We start from the raw sequence: 18,037 nt of genomic DNA, 5'->3' as shown, positions 1-18,037 counted from the left end.
ATTATGGCAGGAACATTAACGGGTATCGGTGGTAGACAACAAATATGGAACCTCGGAAATAATATGATCGATACATCTAACTTTGTAGAATTAGAAATGCAAGCGTTAGAAATGAGAAAGACGCCTTATGCTAATGAAAAGAACCAACTTTCACAAGATAAACTATTATATACAAGTTTAAAATCAGAATTTAGCTCTTTTACGCAAACTTTTAAAAACTTAGCGGCTTTTAAAGGAAATGAGAAAAAGGTAACAACATCACAAGACGGTTATATTAATGTAAAAGCTGATGGTGGCGCGATCGCTGGAACTTTTAATATGACGATTACACAGCTTGCGCAGCGTCATCAAATAGCTTCTAAAGAAATTGATGTAGATGCAAAGCTTAATAGAGATGAAACATTAAAACTAGGTGGTAAAGAATTAAAAGTAACATCTGATATGACATATAAAGATTTAATTAATAAAATTAATGATGGAGATTACGGCGTATCAGCTTATACACTTGGGAATAAAATTTTCATGACCTCAAAAAAAGAGGGAGAAGATGGAGTAATTAATTTTAAGGACAATACATCTACATTGTTTCAAGATATAGGGTTAGCTAGTAAGGATGGCGTAGCGGTTAATGTAATTAATGAAGCGCAAAATGCTGAATATACGATTAATGGTATTAAAGGTAAAAGTTCTACCAATACAGTTGAAGCTCTTCCAGGTGTGAAAATTGAATTATTGAAAGTAACTGAGCCGAAAGTAGAAGGAACACCAGATGCAGGTACAACAACAGAACAAAAAGCAAAAGGGATAGATCTAAAATTCACAGTAAGTGACTCAAACGTAACAGACGCAGCAAATGTTATTAAAAAAATGGTTGCCGATTATAATAAAGCTGTTTCTACAGTAGATATCTTTGCTGGAAAAGGCGGGGCGTTCCAAGGCCAAGCTATTATGCAAAGTGTGCGTCAAGCTATGAACAATGTTGTAACTTTTTCACAAGATGGTAATTACTTATTCTCATTTGGTATTCAATTAAAACAAGATGGAACGATGGAAGTTAATGATGAAGCATTAACGAAAGCGTTAAAAGAAAAACCGGATGCAGCGAAGCAATTTTTCTTTAGTTCTAACGGTTTAGGAAAAATGATGGAAGAGCCACTTGATAAGTTATTTGGTGATAAAGGTGTAGTCGGAGAGAGAGTAAAAAGCATTGACTCACGTGTAAGTGATTTAGATAAAAAGATTAAAGATATTGAGACGCAAAACTTGCAAAAACAAGATGAAATTGTGAAGAAGTATCAAAAACTAGAGAGTACATTAGCGGCGCTAGATAGCCAATTAAAAACAATTAAAGCAATGACAAAACAAAAAAGTGATGATTAATGAAAGGTAAGGAAGTGATTGTATGCAAGCATGGCAACGTTATATGCAAAATGATATTATGACGAGTAATCCAATTAAAAATACAATTTTTATTTATGAAAGATGCATTGTAGAGTTTCGTAATTTAGAAGAACTGCTACATGCTTTTAAACTACAAGAAGGAGATGCACTTCTTGAAAAGTTAGAACGTATTTTTGAAGAATTGAAGCTTCAATTAAATCCTGAAATTACGAAGGATTTATATGATAGTTTATATGGCTTATACGATTGGATTAGCATTCAAATTCAAACAATGAAAGTAACACGTGAAGCAAAAGATATTGATGCGATTGTGAAAGTGTTACAAGATTTAATAGACGGTTACCGCGGAGCACTTGAAAATGAACAATGACATTTATCGGACGTTTGTCGGCTGTTTTAATGAAATCGGTGAATTGCAAGTGTCAGATGAAGAGTTTGCTGAGAAGAGTGAAATGTTAAATCGCTGGATGATGACATTGGATGAGGAAACGCGTGCGCAAGTTGCCGCAGAAGTAAGTCCATTCATTATTAAGGCGGCACAGCATATTCGGGATAAGCAAAAGATTTTGGAAGAAATGATTATGACAAATGATGGGCGCATGAAAGCTAATTCATTTTACGGTAAATTTTAGTGCTAGAGTTTAGAAACGGATTCCCCTTTTAAGAGGGGATCCATTCCTTTATTTAAATAAAGATTTCCGCTGATTGAGGTTTCATTTTATGACTGTAATGAAAAATAGTAGTAATCTAAATAATGTGAAAATGAACTTTAGTTTGTAAATCATAGATTGAAATATTTCATAGATTATTGCGTGTATACAGTTTTTTTGTATTCTTTTTTATATTTTTGTATTTTTCTAAAGACAACAATGGAAAAATGGAATAAAATATGTAAGGGTACATGATTGTTAATATTTTAATAAACACATATAAGAAAATAAATAATGAAGTGAAACTTCCATCAGTGGATCACTAAGTAAAAAAAGAAAGGGTGTGGAATATGCCAGATTTAGTGAGTGATGTAGGCCATTATATGAATTATTTAGTGACGAAACGAAATACTGTTTCTAGTAATATTGCAAATGCGAATACACCCGGCTATAAAGCGCAAGATGTAACATTTGCTGAGCAAATGAATAAAAGTAGTGCATTATATAAGAACAATGCTGCAGACTTAAAGGGCAATCCAGATTTATATCAAACGAATGAAATGCACTTACCGACAGTAAATACGAAAAATACATATGCAAAGATTCAAACAAAATCAATGCAAACGAATAAAGATGGAAATAGTGTGGATGTAACGACAGAAATGCTAGATTTAATGAAAGCAAATCAGTTATACGGTATTTCAATTAACGCGATTAATACACAATATGCAATTAACCAAGCGGCACGCGGACGTTAAAAGTAGAAGGAGAGACAACGATGTTTCAGGCAATTAATGCAAGTGGCTCAGGACTAACGACAGCGAGAAAGTGGATGGAAGTTACTTCAAATAATATTGTAAATGCAAATACAACGGCGGCTCCGGGGGCAGATTTATATGAGCGTCGTAGTGTAGTGCTAGAATCAAACAATAGTTTTGCAAATATGTTAGATGGGTCTCCTACTAATGGGGTAAAAATAAAAAGTATTGAAGCAGATAAAACTGAAAACTTAGTGTATGACCCAACACATCCGCATGCAAATGAAGAAGGATATGTACGTTATCCAAATATTGATGTGACTGCTGAAATGACGAATGTAATGGTTGCCCAAAAAATGTACGAAGCAAATACAAGTGTATTAAATGCGAATAAAAAAATGCTTGATAAAGATTTAGAAATTGGCCGAGGATAAGGGGGAATATAGTAATATGAAAATCCAACCGATGTTAAATACGCAACCATTTGGTGTGGTTCAGCAAATTGGTGCACCAAAAACTTCTCAAACATCAGTAGTTGAGGGGAAAAAGTTTATCGATTTATTGGAAGATATGAATCAAACACAAAACAATGCGCAAACAGCAGTATATGATTTACTAACTAAAGGGGTAGGAGAAACGCATGACGTTTTAATTCAGCAGAAGAAGGCTGAGTCTCAAATGAAGACGGCTGCTCTCGTACGTGATAATCTTATTGAAAATTATAAGTCACTAATTAATATGCAAATTTAGGAAAGTGGACGGGTGTGTTTAAATGGAAAAGATGAAAAATGTTATCCAATCGTTAAAAACGTGGCATAAGTTAGTAATCGGTGCTGCGCTTTTAGCGATTGTAACAGGAGCACTTTTATACTTCACCTTGCCAGATAAATATGTTGTTGTATATCAAAATTTAAATGATGCAGATAAGCAAGAGATTACAGCAGAATTATCAAAGCTAGGTGTCGATTATCAGTTAGCGGCCGATGGATCGATTCGTGTGCAAAAAAATGATGCTCCATGGGTGCGAAAAGAAATGAATGGGATGGGCTTACCTTTTAATTCTAAAAGCGGTGAGGAAATTTTATTAGAAAGCTCGCTCGGTTCAAGTGAGCAAGATAAAAAAATGAAGCAAATTGTCGGTACGAAAAAGCAATTGGAGCAAGATATTGTAAGAAACTTTGCGACAGTTGAAACGGCGAATGTTCAAATTACATTACCTGAAAAAGAGACAATTTTTGATGAAGAAAAAGCAAAAGGAACAGCTGCGATTACTGTTGGGGTAAAACGTGGACAATTATTAACTGCTGATCAAGTTGCGGGTATACAGCAAATGATTAGTGCAGCAGTTCCTGGGGTGAAAGCAGAAGAAGTAAGTGTGATTGATAGTAAAAAAGGTGTCATCTCAAAAGGGGCAGATGGAGCGCATTCTACTAGTTCCTCTTCTTATGAAAAAGAAGTAGAGATGCAGCATCAAATTGAAGGTAAATTAAAGCAAGATATTGATGCAACGTTAATGACGATGTTTAAACCGAATGAATATAAAGTGAATACGAAAGTATCTGTAAACTATGATGAAGTTACACGCCAGTCAGAAAAATATGGTGATAAAGGTGTACTTCGTAGTAAACAAGAGCAAGAAGAAAGCTCTACTGCACAAGAAGGTGCAGAGACGAAGCAAGGTGCTGGTATTACAGCGAACGGCGAAGTACCAAACTACGGTACGAACAATAATCAAAATGGTAAAATCGTCTACGATAATAAAAATGGTAACAAAATTGAAAACTATGAAATAGATAAAACAGTTGAAACAATTAAGAAACACCCAGAATTAACGAAAACAAATGTTGTAGTATGGGTAGACAACGATACGTTAGTAAAACGAAAAATAGATATGACTACTTTCAAAGAAGCAATCGGCACAGCTGCTGGGCTTCAAGCTGATCCGAATGGAAACTTTACAAACGGTCAAGTTAACGTTGTAACTGTTCAGTTTGATCAGCCGAAAGAAGAGAAGAAGAAAGAACCAGAAGAAAGCGGTATAAACTGGTGGTTATTCGGTGGAATTCCAGCTGGTTTATTAGCGATTGGTGGTCTAGTATGGTTCTTCTTAGCAAGACGTAAGAGAAAGAAAGAAGAAGAGGAATATGAAGAATACTTAGCAGAAGAGGAAATTGCTGCAAGTAATGAAAGTATTATGGAAATTCCTGAAGAGAAAATAGTACCAGAGCCAAAACCAGAACCAGAAGAACCGAAAGAACCGACGTTAGATGAACAAGTGCAGGATGCTACGAAAGAACATGTAGAAGGAACTGCAAAAGTAATTAAAAAATGGTTAAATGGACAGTAAGGGAGGAACAACGATGTTAGATGAAATCTCCTCCAAAGAAAAAGCTGCCATCCTTATTCGTACATTAGAAGAAGGGGTGGCAGCAAAAGTCATTGAATATATGACGGCTGAGGAAAAAGAAGTATTACTTCGTGAAATCGCGAAGTTTCGTGTATATAAACCGGAAACGTTAGAAAATGTACTAGGGGAGTTCTTGTATGAATTAAATGTAAAAGAATTAAACCTAGTGACTCCAGATAAAGAATATATTCGTCGCATATTTAAAAATATGCCAGAAGACGAACTAGAAAAATTATTAGAAGATCTTTGGTATAACAAAGATAATCCGTTTGAATTCTTAAATTCACTTACAGATTTAGAACCACTTCTTACTGTACTTAATGATGAATCGCCACAAACGATTGCGATTATCGCTTCTTATATTAAACCGCAGCTTGCTTCTCAATTAATTGAGAGATTACCAGATCATAAGCGAGTAGAAACGGTAATGGGGATTGCGAAGCTAGAGCAAGTTGATGGTGAATTAATAAATCAAATTGGGGATTTATTAAAATCAAAATTAAATAATATGGCATTTAATGCAATTAATAAAACAGATGGCTTGAAAACAATAGTAAACATTTTAAATAACGTTTCACGAGGTGTTGAAAAAACAGTCTTTCAAAAGCTGGATGAAATGGATTATGAGTTATCTGAGAAAATTAAAGAAAACATGTTTGTATTTGAAGACTTACTCGGACTTGAAGATCTTGCACTTCGTCGTGTGTTAGAGGAAATTACAGATAACGGTGTTATTGCGAAAGCACTTAAAATTGCAAAAGAAGAAATTAAAGAGAAATTATTTACATGTATGTCTTCAAACCGTAAAGAGATGATTCTAGAAGAATTAGATGGCTTAGGACCGCTTAAGATGACGGATGCTGAAAAGGCACAGCAAACGATTACAGGTACAGTGAAAAAGCTAGAGAAGGAAGGAAGAATTATCGTTCAAAGAGGTGAAGATGATGTCCTTATTTAAAAACAGAATTCCGAAGAATTCTGTTTCTTTTTCTGAAGAAACGTATGAATTACAATTTCCAAAACCAATACCAGTTCAAGTAGAAGAAATACAGGTGAACCATGAAGAACTTCTTGCGCAGCAACAATCATTACATATTGAGCTGAATCAACTAAAGCAACAACAACAAATGTTAGAACGAGAGCGTCAACAGTTATTACATGATCAAGAACAATTTCAAATACATGTACAGCAGCAGATGAAAGAGATAGAATCCGCACGTATACAGTTTCAAAAAGAACAACAAGAAACAGCATACGAATGGACAGAATTATTATGGGATCAATCTTTTCAACTAGCAGAAAAAATTGTGAATCAAGCAGTAGATGCTAGATTGCTTGATGTGTTACCTATTTTAACTGGCATCGTGCAAACGTTACCTACTTCGTTTGAAAAACTAGTTATTACCGTACATCCAGAAACATTTGAACGCATTCAAGAAGAGAAGGAAAATACGAAAGAATATTGGTTACTACAATTAGTAGAATGGAAATATGATTTCTCCTTACAGTTCGGTGAATTTGTTCTAGAAGAAGAGAAAGAGTTCTTTGAATTTAAATTTGCACCTATATTTGCGAAACTTCGCCAGAAATGGGAAGAAGAGAAGTTATTTGAGGAGCAAAATGTATGAATCGACTATTAATGAATGAAAACCAAAAATGGAATACGTTTATTGAAACACCGTTTTATACGAAAGTCGGTAAAGTTCATAGTGTACAAGAACAGTTTTTCGTAGCGAAAGGGCCAAAGGCGAAAATTGGAGATGTTTGTTTCGTTGGAGAACATAATGTTTTATGTGAAGTGATTGCGATTGAAAAAGAAAACAATATGTTACTTCCGTTTGAACAGACAGAAAAAGTATGTTACGGAGATTCAGTTACACTAATTACAGAAGATGTTGTTATACCTCGTGGTAATCATTTGCTCGGAAAAGTGTTAAGTGCAAATGGTGAAGTGTTAAACGAGAACGCTGAAAACATTCTATTGCAAAAAATAAAACTAGATGCCCCGCCTATTCATGCATTTGAACGTGAAGAAATTACCGATGTATTTGAAACGGGAATCAAATCTATTGATTCCATGCTAACAATTGGCATCGGTCAAAAGATTGGTATTTTTGCAGGTTCTGGTGTTGGTAAATCTACTTTACTCGGAATGATTGCGAAAAACGCAAAAGCTGACATTAATGTTATTAGTTTAGTAGGAGAACGTGGTCGAGAAGTAAAAGACTTTATTCGAAAAGAATTAGGTGAAGAAGGAATGCGAAAAAGCGTCGTTGTTGTAGCGACGTCAGATGAAAGTCACCTAATGCAACTTCGTGCAGCGAAGCTTGCGACATCTATTGCTGAATATTTCCGTGATCAAGGTAATAACGTACTACTTATGATGGACTCTGTTACTCGTTTTGCTGACGCGCGTAGAAGTGTTGATATTGCCGTTAAAGAGTTGCCGATTGGTGGTAAAACACTCTTAATGGAAAGTTATATGAAGAAGTTATTAGAGCGCTCTGGGAAAACACAAAAGGGATCCATAACAGGTATTTATACCGTACTCGTTGATGGGGATGATTTAAACGGACCTGTACCAGATTTAGCACGTGGTATTTTAGATGGACATATTGTATTAAAGCGTGAACTTGCAACGCTCAGTCATTACCCTGCTATTTCAGTGCTAGATTCAGTAAGTAGGATTATGGAAGAAATCGTGTCGCCAAATCACTGGCAACTTGCAAATGAAATGAGAAAAATCTTATCTGTTTATAAAGAAAATGAATTGTATTTTAAATTAGGGACGATTCAAGAAAATGCAGAAAATGCTTATATTTTTGAATGTAAAAACAAAGTAGAAGGTATAAATACGTTTTTAAAACAAGGTCGATCAGATCGTTTTCAATTTGATGATATTGTTGAAGCGATGCACCATATCGTATAAGACCTCTGCTCAAGAGGTCTTATTTTTTTGTTTTTTAATATTTCACAGATTTTTTTGGAAAAAAACTATATAATAGAAAAAGAGAGCGTTATAATAGGAAGGGGCTATTAAAACAGGTGGATAAGCAGCAGTATGACACGATAAAATTGCAAATAAATCAAGAAAAAGAACAGATTTTGAAAGAAGTGTATGAATTAACAGCTGAAAAAAGAAAAATAGAACAAAAAAAAGAATATGATTTATATGTAGTAAAATCGCGTAGTAAAGTCGTACAAACTGGGCAGCGTATAATGGCTGGTATGCTTTCCTCACATACGTTTTCACCTGAAAGAATAGAAGAATGGAATCGAAAAATAAAAAAAACAGAAGGTTTTATTCAAAAAAATGAAAGCCTTTTAGAGCAAGTAAAAGAAAAAGAACGTGTCATTGATGAGATGTATCGAGAAGATTGTAAGAAGCTTGCAAAAGTACGAGAAAAGCAGGAAGAAAAAATGCTTCTTGATTTGAAAATGTGTATGAATGGATGAGGTGAATGTAGTGATACAGTCTGTATTACCGGTGCAACAAAGTTTACCTCCGCAAAAAGAAAAAGGGCTAGAAGTACAATCAAAAAGTGAAGATTCTTCATTCGATCGTACGATGAGAATGGAAAATAAAAAGCAGCCGAAAACGGAGAAAATGAAACGAGAAGAAGCACCAAAAGAAGAAAAAAAAGAATATATTCTTTCTAAACAATCAGTAACGAAAGAAGAGCCAATTGTAAAGAAAGAAGAAAAAAAAGAGACAGAACAGTTGTTGTTAGCTGTATCTGAGCAAATGGTTGCAATTGAGCAATTACGTGTGCAGCCAGAATTGTTATATCAATACATACAAAAAATACAAGAGCTATATAAGGAATATGGAAATATAAAACTTAACGAATTACCTGCAGCTGAATTACAACAATTACAAGAGCTTCTATCAAATATGAATATCAAAAATGCTATATGTTTAGAAGATACAATGCAAATGGTATTAGATAAAGTGACGATGCCAGAGCAAACGATGCAAGTATTGAAAGTGGTAGAAACAGAAACTTGTAATATTGCAAAGAAACAGGAAGAACCGAAAAACGCGGAATTTCTAAAAAAGGAAAATGATGAGGACATATTAAAGAGAGCCTTTGATTTAGAAAAAAATTCAGCAAAGGATTCGGCTAAAGGTTCTGAAAAAGTTCAAGCAAAAGAATTAGTTCAAAACGAAGAAACGCTTATAGCGAATGACTCAGAGATACATGGAGCTGAATTATTTCAAAAAACAGTGGGGAGTGAACCAGTAGTAAAACAAAATAGAATGACTGAAAAAGTGACATTACCTGACATAGGGAAGAAAATGGAAGCGCAAGTAGAAGCACTGCAAAAGTTTGTAGTGAAACAAGAACGTGTTTTATTCCAGCTCAATCCAGAAAAACTTGGTACATTAACTGTGTTTATGAAAAAACATGGAGATCAAATTGATGTCCATGTAGAAATGGAAAAGCACGATGCGAAAAAACGGGTTGAAATCATTTTTGATGAATTGAGACTAAAGTTAAAAGAAAAAGAAATCAATATTCAAATTAGTTATTCAGATAAAGATGAAAATCGTAAAGAACAGCGAGAACAAGAGCAAAGGCACAAACAAAAATTAGCAAGTAAGAAACACGAGAAACAACATGCAAACGAATTTGCGGGATTATTGGAGGGATAAAGCGTGCCAACAGTTGGATTGAATACAACGAGTACAAATCATATTCCGTTGCAAGCAGGAGCGCAAACAAAGAACGCGGCTGTTAACGGTGGTGTACAATCGCCAGTTCAAAAAGCGAACGGGGTATCAACGGGTACTCAAAACACACCTGGTATTATGAATAAAGATGATTTTTTAAAGCTGTTTTTAGCCAGTTTTCAACAGCAGGATCCGTTTAATGCGATGGATACAAACCAAATGATGAATCAAACGGCTCAACTGTCCCTTATGGAACAAGTACAGAATATGACAAAAGCTGTTGATAAGCTTCAAACAACGATGTATTCGACAGCCCTTGATGGAGGGATGAAGTTTTTAGGAAAGTATGTTAGAGGTGTTAACGACAAGGGAGAAAAAGTATTTGGTCAAGTGGAAACAGTGCGACTTGCTGAAAATAATGATGTCCAACTTATTGTTGGTAACCAAGTTGTCTCAACCCGCTTCGTAGAAAGAGTATCAGATAAACCGATAACAGAAACAAATCCAGAAGATGAGAAAAAAGAAAATACAGAAACGGCTGGAGAAACTGAGGAAGTTAAAGAAAATAAATAAGGAGTGTACATAAGTTATGATTAAAGCGTTATATACAAGTATTACAGGAATGAGTGCAACACAAAATGCATTAAGTGTTACTTCAAATAATATTGCGAATGCGCAAACAGCAGGATATAAGAAGCAAAAAGCTATTTTTGATGATTTACTATATAATAATACAGTTGGTTCACGCGGTGATGGTTCTTATGCGGGTACGAATCCAAAGAGTGTTGGTAATGGTTTGAAATTTAGTGGTACAGCTACAGATTTTAGTGATGGTTCTATTACTTTAACCGGTGAGAAGATGGAAACAGCAATAGAAGGAAATGGTTTGTTTATAGTTGGGGATCGTAACGGAGGAAATATAGAGTATACTAGAAAAGGTTCTTTTGGTGCATCTGCTGACAATTTTATAACGGCTACAGGTGGACAGTATGTATTAGGCTATGGTGTAAAACCAGGTACACAAGAAATAGATTTTTCATCGCAACCAAGTGCAATAAAACTTCCTATTGGTTCGGCCATAGGAGGAAGTGTAACTGATAAGGCAACACTAGCTGGGAATTTATCTAGAAATCAATCAAATCTATCAACAGATTTTACAATTTATGATGATGAAGGAAATTCAATCACATTACGTTTAGATATTAAACAGGTTACAAGAAAAGAGCCTGTTGGAGATGGTAAAGGCGATGGAGATGGCGAAAAGACAGTTGATGTACCTGTTCCAGGAGAATATACATATACATTTTCTATGAGAAATGATTCTCAAAATGAAAAAGAATTTAAGGCTGTTAATGGGGAAGACGGTACACCTTTAACGAAAAACATTAAATTTGATAAAACTGGTAAATTAGAAAAGCTTGACGAAGATGTGCAACGTAATCCTAATACAGGAGAGGTTACACAAGGTGGGACTATAAAGATTCCATTTGCTAATAAAGAGCTAGAGTTGAACTTAGGTGGTTTAACAAATTATCCAACAGGAAAAACACTTACAGCAACAAATGTAGCGGGACGCCCAGCAGCAATTGCAAATGATTATTCTATTTCAGACGGTGGTTTCGTTATGATGAGGTATTCAGATGGTAGTATGAAAGTTGTAGGACAATTAGCAGTGGCTACATTCCCGAACACAGGTGGGTTAATGAAATCAGGAAATGGTAATTACATTGCAACACCATCGTCAGGTATTCCAGCAATTGGAGTTGCAGGTGAGAATGGTGCCGGTAACGTACGTGGTGGAGCGAAGGAAAGTTCAAACGTTGACTTATCTGTAGAATTCGTTGACTTAATGTTGTATCAACGTGGATTCCAAGGAAATGCGAAAGTAATTAAAGTGTCAGATGAAGTATTAAATGAAGTAGTAAACTTAATTCGATAATATAATACAGAAAAATTGTAATGTAGTAGAAAGGGTTTTTTATTCGTATGACAAGACAAGAGCGAATTTTACAATTGCCTTTTTTCGAAAATAAACGTGAACTTGCTGAGCAAGTGTTAAAAATGGAACGAGAAGAGCATGTATATTTACCTGATCAATTTGAAATTAAGCAAGTACCTCCATATTCATTTGGCGAAAAGCAATCAATCATTGGCCGTATTCATGAGTTTTATTTCGTAAGTGTTGGTAGTGAAGGAGAATGGAAGTATCAACTGTTTAAGGACGAGATGAAGTGCCGTGAGTTTTTTATTACACTATCAGGGATAACGGATCAGCAGATTGCATTTTGGTTCAATAACATCGAGTTATTGAAAAGCTCTTAAAAAGATCTAAAAAGACCTTAAAAGCTCTTTTTAGGGTTGAAGAGAGGACCCAGCGTTGTTTTGGAGCGATTAGTGCCTAATAGGACCTCGACTGGTGTGTAAGGACAGAGGTATGGAGAGTTACTAGGGTAGTTGAAGAAGATGTAAGCGAAGTGTAGTTGCAAAAATGGATCTATGGAAGGTTACTGGGATGGTTAATCGTTTTATGGCAGACCGGTGCTTTTCGATAGTATGTGACGATAGATTTCTATAAAAGGAGAGGTGAGGAGGATGGCGCAGAATAAGTATCGCGTTACATTCATTTCGCCAAGTGAGGTTGAGCAGCGGACTGTTATGGCGGCGAGTAGTTTGCCAGATTTAATTCGTAAAGTAGAGAGTATTATTGCAGATCCGAACGGTTATTTTGTAAATGGTAAAAAAAATAATTGCTATTTTAAAGTGATTAAAGATAATGTTACGTTTATTCAATATGAGTTACTATTTTCGGATAAGGAAATTCATATTGAAAAATTAAAACATATAGCACCAGCTATATTGAAACAATTATTTAAAAAAATAAATGATCCAGAATTATATGCACTTGCGCTACTTGATGTTGATATAGCGACGAAAGAATATGTGCTAGAAGAAATGGATTCGGAGCTAAGAATAAGAGTAGAAACGGAGCTTTCGAAAAAGTGGGAAGCAATGCCGACAGAAATTGTAGGAGCACAAGAAGTGTTATTAGAGGCACTTGCTTCGTTTATACAAGATTAAGCGTCTTTTAAAATAAATCGTTCGACTATCTATATTTTTCATATAGGTAGTTGACTTTTTCTCTTTTATAAAGCTTAATAATTAGATATATGGAATTAATGGAAGGGGAGCGACACCTTTATGTCACAAGCACAAAGTATTTTATTAGAAAGCGGAACAAATGAATTAGAGATTGTTACATATACTGTTGGTGAAAACCTATTTAGTATTAACGTAATGAAAGTACGTGAAATCATTAATCCATTCCCTGTTACAACTGTGCCAGAATCTCATCATGCAGTTGAAGGTGTTGTTCAAGTACGTGGTGAAATTTTACCTGTTATTAACTTAGCGACAGCTCTTAATTTAAAATCGACAAAGCCACTTGATCAAACGAAATTTATTATCTCTGAATTAAACCAAATGAAAGTTATTTTCCGCGTGGATGAAGTGCATCGTATTCAACGTATTTCTTGGGAACAAATTGATGAACCAGCTTCATTATCTATGGGGCTAGAAGAAACGACATCTGGTATTGTAAAGCTAGATGGGCAAATTATTTTGCTATTAGATTATGAAAAAATTGTATGTGAAATTAGTGGTACTGGTTATGACAATAAATCACTTGCAGGGTTAGAACAGAAAACAGATCGAGCTGAAAAAGTGATTTATATTGCAGAAGATTCAGCAATGCTTCGCCAAATACTAGAAGAAACATTATCATCAGCTGGATATACGAAAATGAACTTCTTCAGCAATGGTGCAGAAGCGTTAGCACAAATTGAAAAATTAGCGAAAGAGCAAGGGGAAAAAATGTTTGAGCATATTCACTTGCTAATTACGGATATTGAAATGCCGAAAATGGATGGACATCATTTAACGAAAGTGGTTAAGGATAGTGAAGTAATGAATCGTTTACCGGTCATTATTTTCTCTTCATTAATTACAAATGAATTATTCCATAAAGGCGAAGCTGTAGGAGCAAATGCGCAAGTAAGTAAGCCGGATATTCAAGAGTTAATTGGTTTAGTTGATAAGTTAGTGCTGTAAAAGAGATTTAAAAGCTTTTTTTAGCTGGAATAGAAGCTCTAGCCATGCTTGGTGGCGGTCAGTGCCTAATAGAGCCCTATGCCATGTTAAGACCAGAGATATGTAGCGGGTTTTTTAGGTAAGTGGAAGAAGTGGGACATTGAGAGTGGCGATGGCGGTTAGTGCTTAATAGAGCCACACGCGATGTGAGGTTTCAATTGAAGATTTATAGATTTCTACTTATAACTCTATTCTTTTAGTGGAGAGAAGGGAACTAACCGTGTGTAATATTGGTTAGTTCCTTTTTAGTGTTCTATACTCTGTATAGGTGGAAAGATGTAGCGTTTTTGGAGTATTTGTGATTGTATGTATGAAAAATCTTTATTTGAAGATTTTTTGTTTAAAAATATAAAAATGTATCTTTGGATTATTTTGTTAATTTTTCGTGATAACGCAAATTTTTTCGGTGAAATTACATTCTAAATACCATATAATATAATTAAAAGTGATTAATATGTAATTATACATATTAATAAAAAATCTTTTTCTTTTTCTATTTCTATACTTTCTATACATTTTTGTATGTTTAATATTTGACAGATAATTTCGAAATGTTATAATATGGATATGAAAAAATTGCTATTTTCTGAGAAGACATGGGAGTCAGATGAGAATTGTGAAAGGATGAGGGGGAGTGACACAGATTATGTATCACCACACAGCAATCAATGTATTAAGTCTTTTACAAAACATGTCAAATAATAAAATGAACGATATGCAACTAGAAGCGGAATTTAAAAAAATAGAAAAACAATTCCAAGTAAAATATGAAGAACTAGTTGATTTATATAATAGAATGGTATTATTTCAAATAGATATAGAAAAACATGGCGGGATGCGAGCATATGAAAAATCAGCGATTACATGGCTGAAGTCTGAGCTAGAGTTACTGTATGAAGTGTATCAGTTTTCCCAACGTCACGGTTTAAACATTATTAATATTTCAAAATACGTTAGTAAAAAAGAACTAAATCTTTTTCCAAAAACAGAAAGTCAATTGCAAAATACGTATTACAAATTAAAAAAATGTGAAATGCCGTTTGAAAATATTGAAAAACAAAAACCAGGACGAAAGCGAAAATATACACCTGTAAAACAACCGATTGTTGAGATGAAAAAAGAAAACAAGCAAGAGTTAAGAGAAGAAGTTCAAAATACAGAGAGTGAAAAAAGCCTTGTAACAGTTATATCTGGTATTGTTGATAATTTTGAAACGATTAGCCAGTGTAGTGAAAGAAAAGAGCATGAACTACATCAGTTTATGGAAGGAATCTATAAGCTTTCTAGCATGGCTGCAGAGCGTTCAAAAGATGAAAAGAACGCACGTGGTCTCGAAGGCGAATTGCATGTATTACGGGCTGAAAATGAAAAGCTAAAGCGAGAAAAGGAAGAACTTGTTCATGATATAAAAGAAATGACGCATCATTTAATTCATTTCATTACGAGTTCTGATATCGATCAAATTCGCACATTGCCTTTCTTCGTAAAAGAATGTAAACAAGATTTGCATAAATTAGGGTTATATAACGCACAAGACGGTAAAATGAAAATTATGGTTGATCGTAGTGGGCAGGTTATGACTGTAACGCAGTAATAAAATTTGGGTACAAAATAAAAGGGAGATACATAGTTTATATGTATTTCCCTTTTGTTTTGTATGGAATCGTTTCAAAGAAGGAAGATGATTTTTTAAGATTGTAGTAACTTGGAAACCATTTGCGGAATTTGATTTGCTTGTGAAATCATACTAAGTGCAACTTCAGTTAACAATTTAAACTTTAAAAAATCGCTCATTTCCTGCGCCATATCCGCATCTTCAATTCGAGATGCAGCATCTGTTAGGGCCATACTTTGGCTATTTAAATTTTCAATATTAAACTGTAAACGATTCATCATAGCCCCAAGATCAGCACGATGAAGTGATACATTTTGTAAAGCCTCTTCAATTTTACGAATCGCCGTTCTTGCTTCTTGTTCTGTTGAAATGTTGATGTCATGTTGTGTAGGGGAAGGGGGAATGTGTTTCGTTATATTTACTGTATGACCAATATCATCTAACGTAACAGGACGTTTTTGGCCGTCGAACACGGATAAATCATTAAACTCAGTCGTCTCGCCAATATAGCCAATTTGTTCTGTTAAAGACTGAAACTCCTTATTTAGTGAATCAAGGTTTTTATTTGAATTTGTACCATTAGCAGATTGAACAGCTAAATCACGCATACGCTGTAAAATATTCGTCACAGTTTGAAGAGAAGCTTCCACTGTCCGAAGCATCGATATCGCATCTTCATTATTACGAATCGCCACACGCATACCACTCGCTCGTGCATGCATACGAGTCACAATTGCAACATTAGCTGGATTATCAGACGCATGGTTTAACTTCTTACCAGTCGCCAAATGCTCCATCGCAACATTCATACGTTTTTCATTCTCATATAGCGATTGCCTAGCATTTATACTTAAAACATTTGTACCAATACGCATAATAGACACCCCTTATAGATTAATATAGTCAGTATCTTTTAATCTAATAAACAGTTATGGAAGGATAGAGGGGCTTATGCTTATTTACTGTTTGTGTTTGAACATAAGAGGGGATCAAGATAAGCACTAACCGCTTCTATGCACAGCAGATGCTCTCTTCCATCAAAAAAAGGAATTTTTTATAAAAATAAACCTCTCCGCAAGCAGAGAGGTTTATTCATGAAACTAACTCAAATGGCTTATTGTAATAATTTAGAAACCATTTGTGGAGTTTGGTTTGCTTGAGAAAGCATGCTGATACCAGCTTCGTTCAAGATTTTGAACTTAGTCATTTCAGACATTTCTTTCGCCATGTCAGCGTCTTCGATTTGAGAAGCAGCTGAAGCCATAGAAGAAGATTGGCTCTTCAGGTTGTTTACGTTAAAGTCAAGACGGTTTAATGTAGCACCTAAAGTTGCACGGTTAGATGCAATGCTTTCTAATGCAGCATCAATTGACGCAATTGCAGTAGAAGCATCTGATGTTTCTTTTGTATAAGTGCTATCTTTTTTAAATGCAGATGTATCCGTTGTAAGTGCAGCACCAATTGCTTTTGCATTAACAAGCGTTTGACCACCAGGAGCATCAAATTTTTCTAAAGCTTTTTCGATACCTTCGACTTCCTTAGAACCTAAGAATCCTTTTACTTTTTCAAATCCTGCTTTAAAGCTTGCTACGTTAGCGATAGCATCAGTTAAGTCTTTAGGAGCAACAGAAGTTGTATCAATACCAGCTAATTTACCAGCAGCAGTTTTTGTATCAGTATGTGCAGTACCAAGCGCAGTAATATCTGCATCTGTCATTTTAAGAGTTTCTGTAGAAGTGCCTTCAATATCTAATTTATTAAGTTTTAGTGCCTCTGTAGAAACGTTAGCTAATTGAATATTCATCTGTTTGTTTGTATCAGCGTTATCCAATGTTTGAATTGCGATAGTTCTATTTGAACCATCTAATAATTTTTTATCGTTGAATTCAGTATTTGTTGAGATATAATCAATTTGTTCTTTTAATGCATTGAATTCTTTATTTAAGGCTGCTTGGTTTTTATCTGTATTCGTACCATTTGCAGATTGGTTTGCAAGGTCACGCATACGAAGTAAGATGTTAGATACTGAGTTCATTGCTGAGTCAGCTGTACGGATTAATGACATACCGTCTTGTGTGTTGTTAGCAGCTACTCCTAAACCGTTTTCACGTGCACGCATACGAGTTGCGATTGCAAGACCTGCTGCATCGTCAGAAGCGTTGTTGATACGTTTACCGCTTGATAAACGGTCCATAGCGTTACTCATTTTAGCTTGGTTTTGGCGCATGTACTCTTGAGTACGCATGCTATTAATGTTTGTATTAATTCTCATGATTAAGAACCCCCATTTTTTTATATTGACTTTTCTGCAAATTGAAAAACGGTAATATGCGAAAAAATCAATTTCGAGATTTATTGTAATCCCTGTCATAGCGGGTGTCAACT

At 34.9% G+C, this 18,037-nt stretch carries 20 protein-coding genes; 18 read left to right on the top strand and 2 right to left on the bottom strand.

Features of this window, described 5'->3' with window-relative positions:
• The first annotated feature begins 3 nt into the window (after positions 1-3).
• From AC0NJG_RS07700 to AC0NJG_RS07615, 18 genes are all read left to right on the top strand, one after another.
• Entirely contained in the window at positions 4-1,380 is a 1,377-nt protein-coding gene (locus AC0NJG_RS07700; RefSeq protein WP_474062966.1) for a flagellar hook-associated protein 2, read from the top strand.
• A gap of 22 nt (positions 1,381-1,402) precedes the next feature.
• Positions 1,403-1,771: a flagellar export chaperone FliS gene (locus AC0NJG_RS07695; RefSeq protein ID WP_001149509.1), complete on the top strand. Its 369-nt coding sequence runs from the start codon at positions 1,403-1,405 to the stop codon at positions 1,769-1,771.
• Entirely contained in the window at positions 1,761-2,033 is a 273-nt protein-coding gene (locus AC0NJG_RS07690; protein WP_001058076.1) for a hypothetical protein, read from the top strand. Before AC0NJG_RS07695 ends, AC0NJG_RS07690 begins: the two co-directional genes overlap by 11 nt.
• Before the next feature lie 368 nt (positions 2,034-2,401).
• Positions 2,402-2,809, top strand: coding sequence for a flagellar basal body rod protein FlgB (gene flgB, locus AC0NJG_RS07685; protein ID WP_002020944.1), 408 nt, complete (start codon positions 2,402-2,404; stop codon positions 2,807-2,809).
• 20 nt (positions 2,810-2,829) lie between these two features.
• Positions 2,830-3,243 carry a flagellar basal body rod protein FlgC gene (flgC, locus tag AC0NJG_RS07680; RefSeq protein ID WP_000484673.1) on the top strand — a complete coding sequence of 138 codons (414 nt, stop codon included), beginning with the start codon at positions 2,830-2,832 and terminating at the stop codon, positions 3,241-3,243.
• A gap of 16 nt (positions 3,244-3,259) precedes the next feature.
• The gene (fliE, locus tag AC0NJG_RS07675) at positions 3,260-3,559 is read left to right on the top strand and encodes a flagellar hook-basal body complex protein FliE (protein WP_000701688.1); all 300 of its coding nucleotides are present in this window, start codon (positions 3,260-3,262) and stop codon (positions 3,557-3,559) included.
• 22 nt (positions 3,560-3,581) lie between these two features.
• Entirely contained in the window at positions 3,582-5,156 is a 1,575-nt protein-coding gene (locus AC0NJG_RS07670) for a flagellar M-ring protein FliF C-terminal domain-containing protein (protein ID WP_474062965.1), read from the top strand.
• Positions 5,157-5,169: 13 nt separating this feature from the next.
• Positions 5,170-6,174: a flagellar motor switch protein FliG gene (locus AC0NJG_RS07665; protein ID WP_000883361.1), complete on the top strand. Its 1,005-nt coding sequence runs from the start codon at positions 5,170-5,172 to the stop codon at positions 6,172-6,174.
• Positions 6,161-6,844, top strand: a complete 684-nt coding sequence (locus AC0NJG_RS07660; RefSeq protein ID WP_474062964.1) for a FliH/SctL family protein — start codon at positions 6,161-6,163, stop codon at positions 6,842-6,844. Before AC0NJG_RS07665 ends, AC0NJG_RS07660 begins: the two co-directional genes overlap by 14 nt.
• Positions 6,841-8,145 (top strand): flagellar protein export ATPase FliI, encoded by a 1,305-nt coding sequence (fliI, locus tag AC0NJG_RS07655; protein ID WP_474062963.1) that lies wholly within the window; start codon positions 6,841-6,843, stop codon positions 8,143-8,145. Before AC0NJG_RS07660 ends, fliI begins: the two co-directional genes overlap by 4 nt.
• 116 nt (positions 8,146-8,261) lie before the next feature.
• Positions 8,262-8,672: a cytoplasmic protein gene (locus tag AC0NJG_RS07650; protein ID WP_474062962.1), complete on the top strand. Its 411-nt coding sequence runs from the start codon at positions 8,262-8,264 to the stop codon at positions 8,670-8,672.
• A 10-nt stretch (positions 8,673-8,682) separates the two neighbouring features.
• Entirely contained in the window at positions 8,683-9,873 is a 1,191-nt protein-coding gene (locus AC0NJG_RS07645; protein WP_474063004.1) for a flagellar hook-length control protein FliK, read from the top strand.
• 3 nt (positions 9,874-9,876) lie between these two features.
• Positions 9,877-10,464, top strand: coding sequence for a flagellar hook assembly protein FlgD (locus tag AC0NJG_RS07640; RefSeq protein ID WP_071742670.1), 588 nt, complete (start codon positions 9,877-9,879; stop codon positions 10,462-10,464).
• Between the two features lie 16 nt (positions 10,465-10,480).
• On the top strand, positions 10,481-11,830 hold the full coding sequence (flgE, locus tag AC0NJG_RS07635) for a flagellar hook protein FlgE (RefSeq protein ID WP_078438040.1): 1,350 nt from the start codon (positions 10,481-10,483) through the stop codon (positions 11,828-11,830).
• A gap of 47 nt (positions 11,831-11,877) precedes the next feature.
• Positions 11,878-12,213, top strand: a complete 336-nt coding sequence (locus tag AC0NJG_RS07630) for a DUF3964 family protein (protein WP_071742666.1) — start codon at positions 11,878-11,880, stop codon at positions 12,211-12,213.
• A 270-nt stretch (positions 12,214-12,483) separates the two neighbouring features.
• Entirely contained in the window at positions 12,484-12,969 is a 486-nt protein-coding gene (locus AC0NJG_RS07625) for a LysR family transcriptional regulator (protein WP_474062961.1), read from the top strand.
• 120 nt (positions 12,970-13,089) lie between these two features.
• On the top strand, positions 13,090-13,998 hold the full coding sequence (locus tag AC0NJG_RS07620) for a chemotaxis protein (RefSeq protein WP_000075958.1): 909 nt from the start codon (positions 13,090-13,092) through the stop codon (positions 13,996-13,998).
• A gap of 685 nt (positions 13,999-14,683) precedes the next feature.
• Positions 14,684-15,631, top strand: a complete 948-nt coding sequence (locus AC0NJG_RS07615) for a DNA-binding domain-containing protein (protein ID WP_474063003.1) — start codon at positions 14,684-14,686, stop codon at positions 15,629-15,631.
• Between the two features lie 95 nt (positions 15,632-15,726).
• Here AC0NJG_RS07615 and AC0NJG_RS07610 read toward each other — a convergent pair whose 3' ends face one another.
• Positions 15,727-16,527, bottom strand: coding sequence for a flagellin N-terminal helical domain-containing protein (locus AC0NJG_RS07610; protein WP_474062960.1), 801 nt, complete (start codon positions 16,525-16,527; stop codon positions 15,727-15,729).
• Positions 16,528-16,766: 239 nt separating this feature from the next.
• Positions 16,767-17,924, bottom strand: coding sequence for a flagellin N-terminal helical domain-containing protein (locus tag AC0NJG_RS07605; protein WP_474062959.1), 1,158 nt, complete (start codon positions 17,922-17,924; stop codon positions 16,767-16,769).
• Positions 17,925-18,037 lie beyond the last annotated feature (113 nt).

The sequence above is a fragment of the Bacillus sp. SSR7 genome (assembly GCF_055902415.1).
The sequence above is the reverse complement of the archived record's forward strand: the minus strand, read 5'-3'. Positions and strand labels throughout refer to the sequence as shown.

Bases quoted from the DNA above. Each gene is read 5' to 3' on its own strand.
- AC0NJG_RS07700 (WP_474062966.1), top strand. From the start codon at position 4: ATGGCAGGAACATTAACGGGTATCGGTGGTAGACAACAAATATGGAAC.
- AC0NJG_RS07670 (WP_474062965.1), top strand. From the start codon at position 3,582: ATGGAAAAGATGAAAAATGTTATCCAATCGTTAAAAACGTGGCATAAG.
- flgB (WP_002020944.1), top strand. From the start codon at position 2,402: ATGCCAGATTTAGTGAGTGATGTAGGCCATTATATGAATTATTTAGTG.
- fliI (WP_474062963.1), top strand. From the start codon at position 6,841: ATGAATCGACTATTAATGAATGAAAACCAAAAATGGAATACGTTTATT.
- flgE (WP_078438040.1), top strand. From the start codon at position 10,481: ATGATTAAAGCGTTATATACAAGTATTACAGGAATGAGTGCAACACAA.
- AC0NJG_RS07605 (WP_474062959.1), bottom strand. From the start codon at position 17,924: ATGAGAATTAATACAAACATTAATAGCATGCGTACTCAAGAGTACATG.
- AC0NJG_RS07625 (WP_474062961.1), top strand. From the start codon at position 12,484: ATGGCGCAGAATAAGTATCGCGTTACATTCATTTCGCCAAGTGAGGTT.
- AC0NJG_RS07620 (WP_000075958.1), top strand. From the start codon at position 13,090: ATGTCACAAGCACAAAGTATTTTATTAGAAAGCGGAACAAATGAATTA.
- AC0NJG_RS07690 (WP_001058076.1), top strand. From the start codon at position 1,761: ATGAACAATGACATTTATCGGACGTTTGTCGGCTGTTTTAATGAAATC.
- AC0NJG_RS07630 (WP_071742666.1), top strand. From the start codon at position 11,878: ATGACAAGACAAGAGCGAATTTTACAATTGCCTTTTTTCGAAAATAAA.
- AC0NJG_RS07615 (WP_474063003.1), top strand. From the start codon at position 14,684: ATGTATCACCACACAGCAATCAATGTATTAAGTCTTTTACAAAACATG.
- flgC (WP_000484673.1), top strand. From the start codon at position 2,830: ATGTTTCAGGCAATTAATGCAAGTGGCTCAGGACTAACGACAGCGAGA.
- AC0NJG_RS07610 (WP_474062960.1), bottom strand. From the start codon at position 16,527: ATGCGTATTGGTACAAATGTTTTAAGTATAAATGCTAGGCAATCGCTA.
- AC0NJG_RS07665 (WP_000883361.1), top strand. From the start codon at position 5,170: ATGTTAGATGAAATCTCCTCCAAAGAAAAAGCTGCCATCCTTATTCGT.
- AC0NJG_RS07695 (WP_001149509.1), top strand. From the start codon at position 1,403: ATGCAAGCATGGCAACGTTATATGCAAAATGATATTATGACGAGTAAT.
- AC0NJG_RS07660 (WP_474062964.1), top strand. From the start codon at position 6,161: ATGTCCTTATTTAAAAACAGAATTCCGAAGAATTCTGTTTCTTTTTCT.
- fliE (WP_000701688.1), top strand. From the start codon at position 3,260: ATGAAAATCCAACCGATGTTAAATACGCAACCATTTGGTGTGGTTCAG.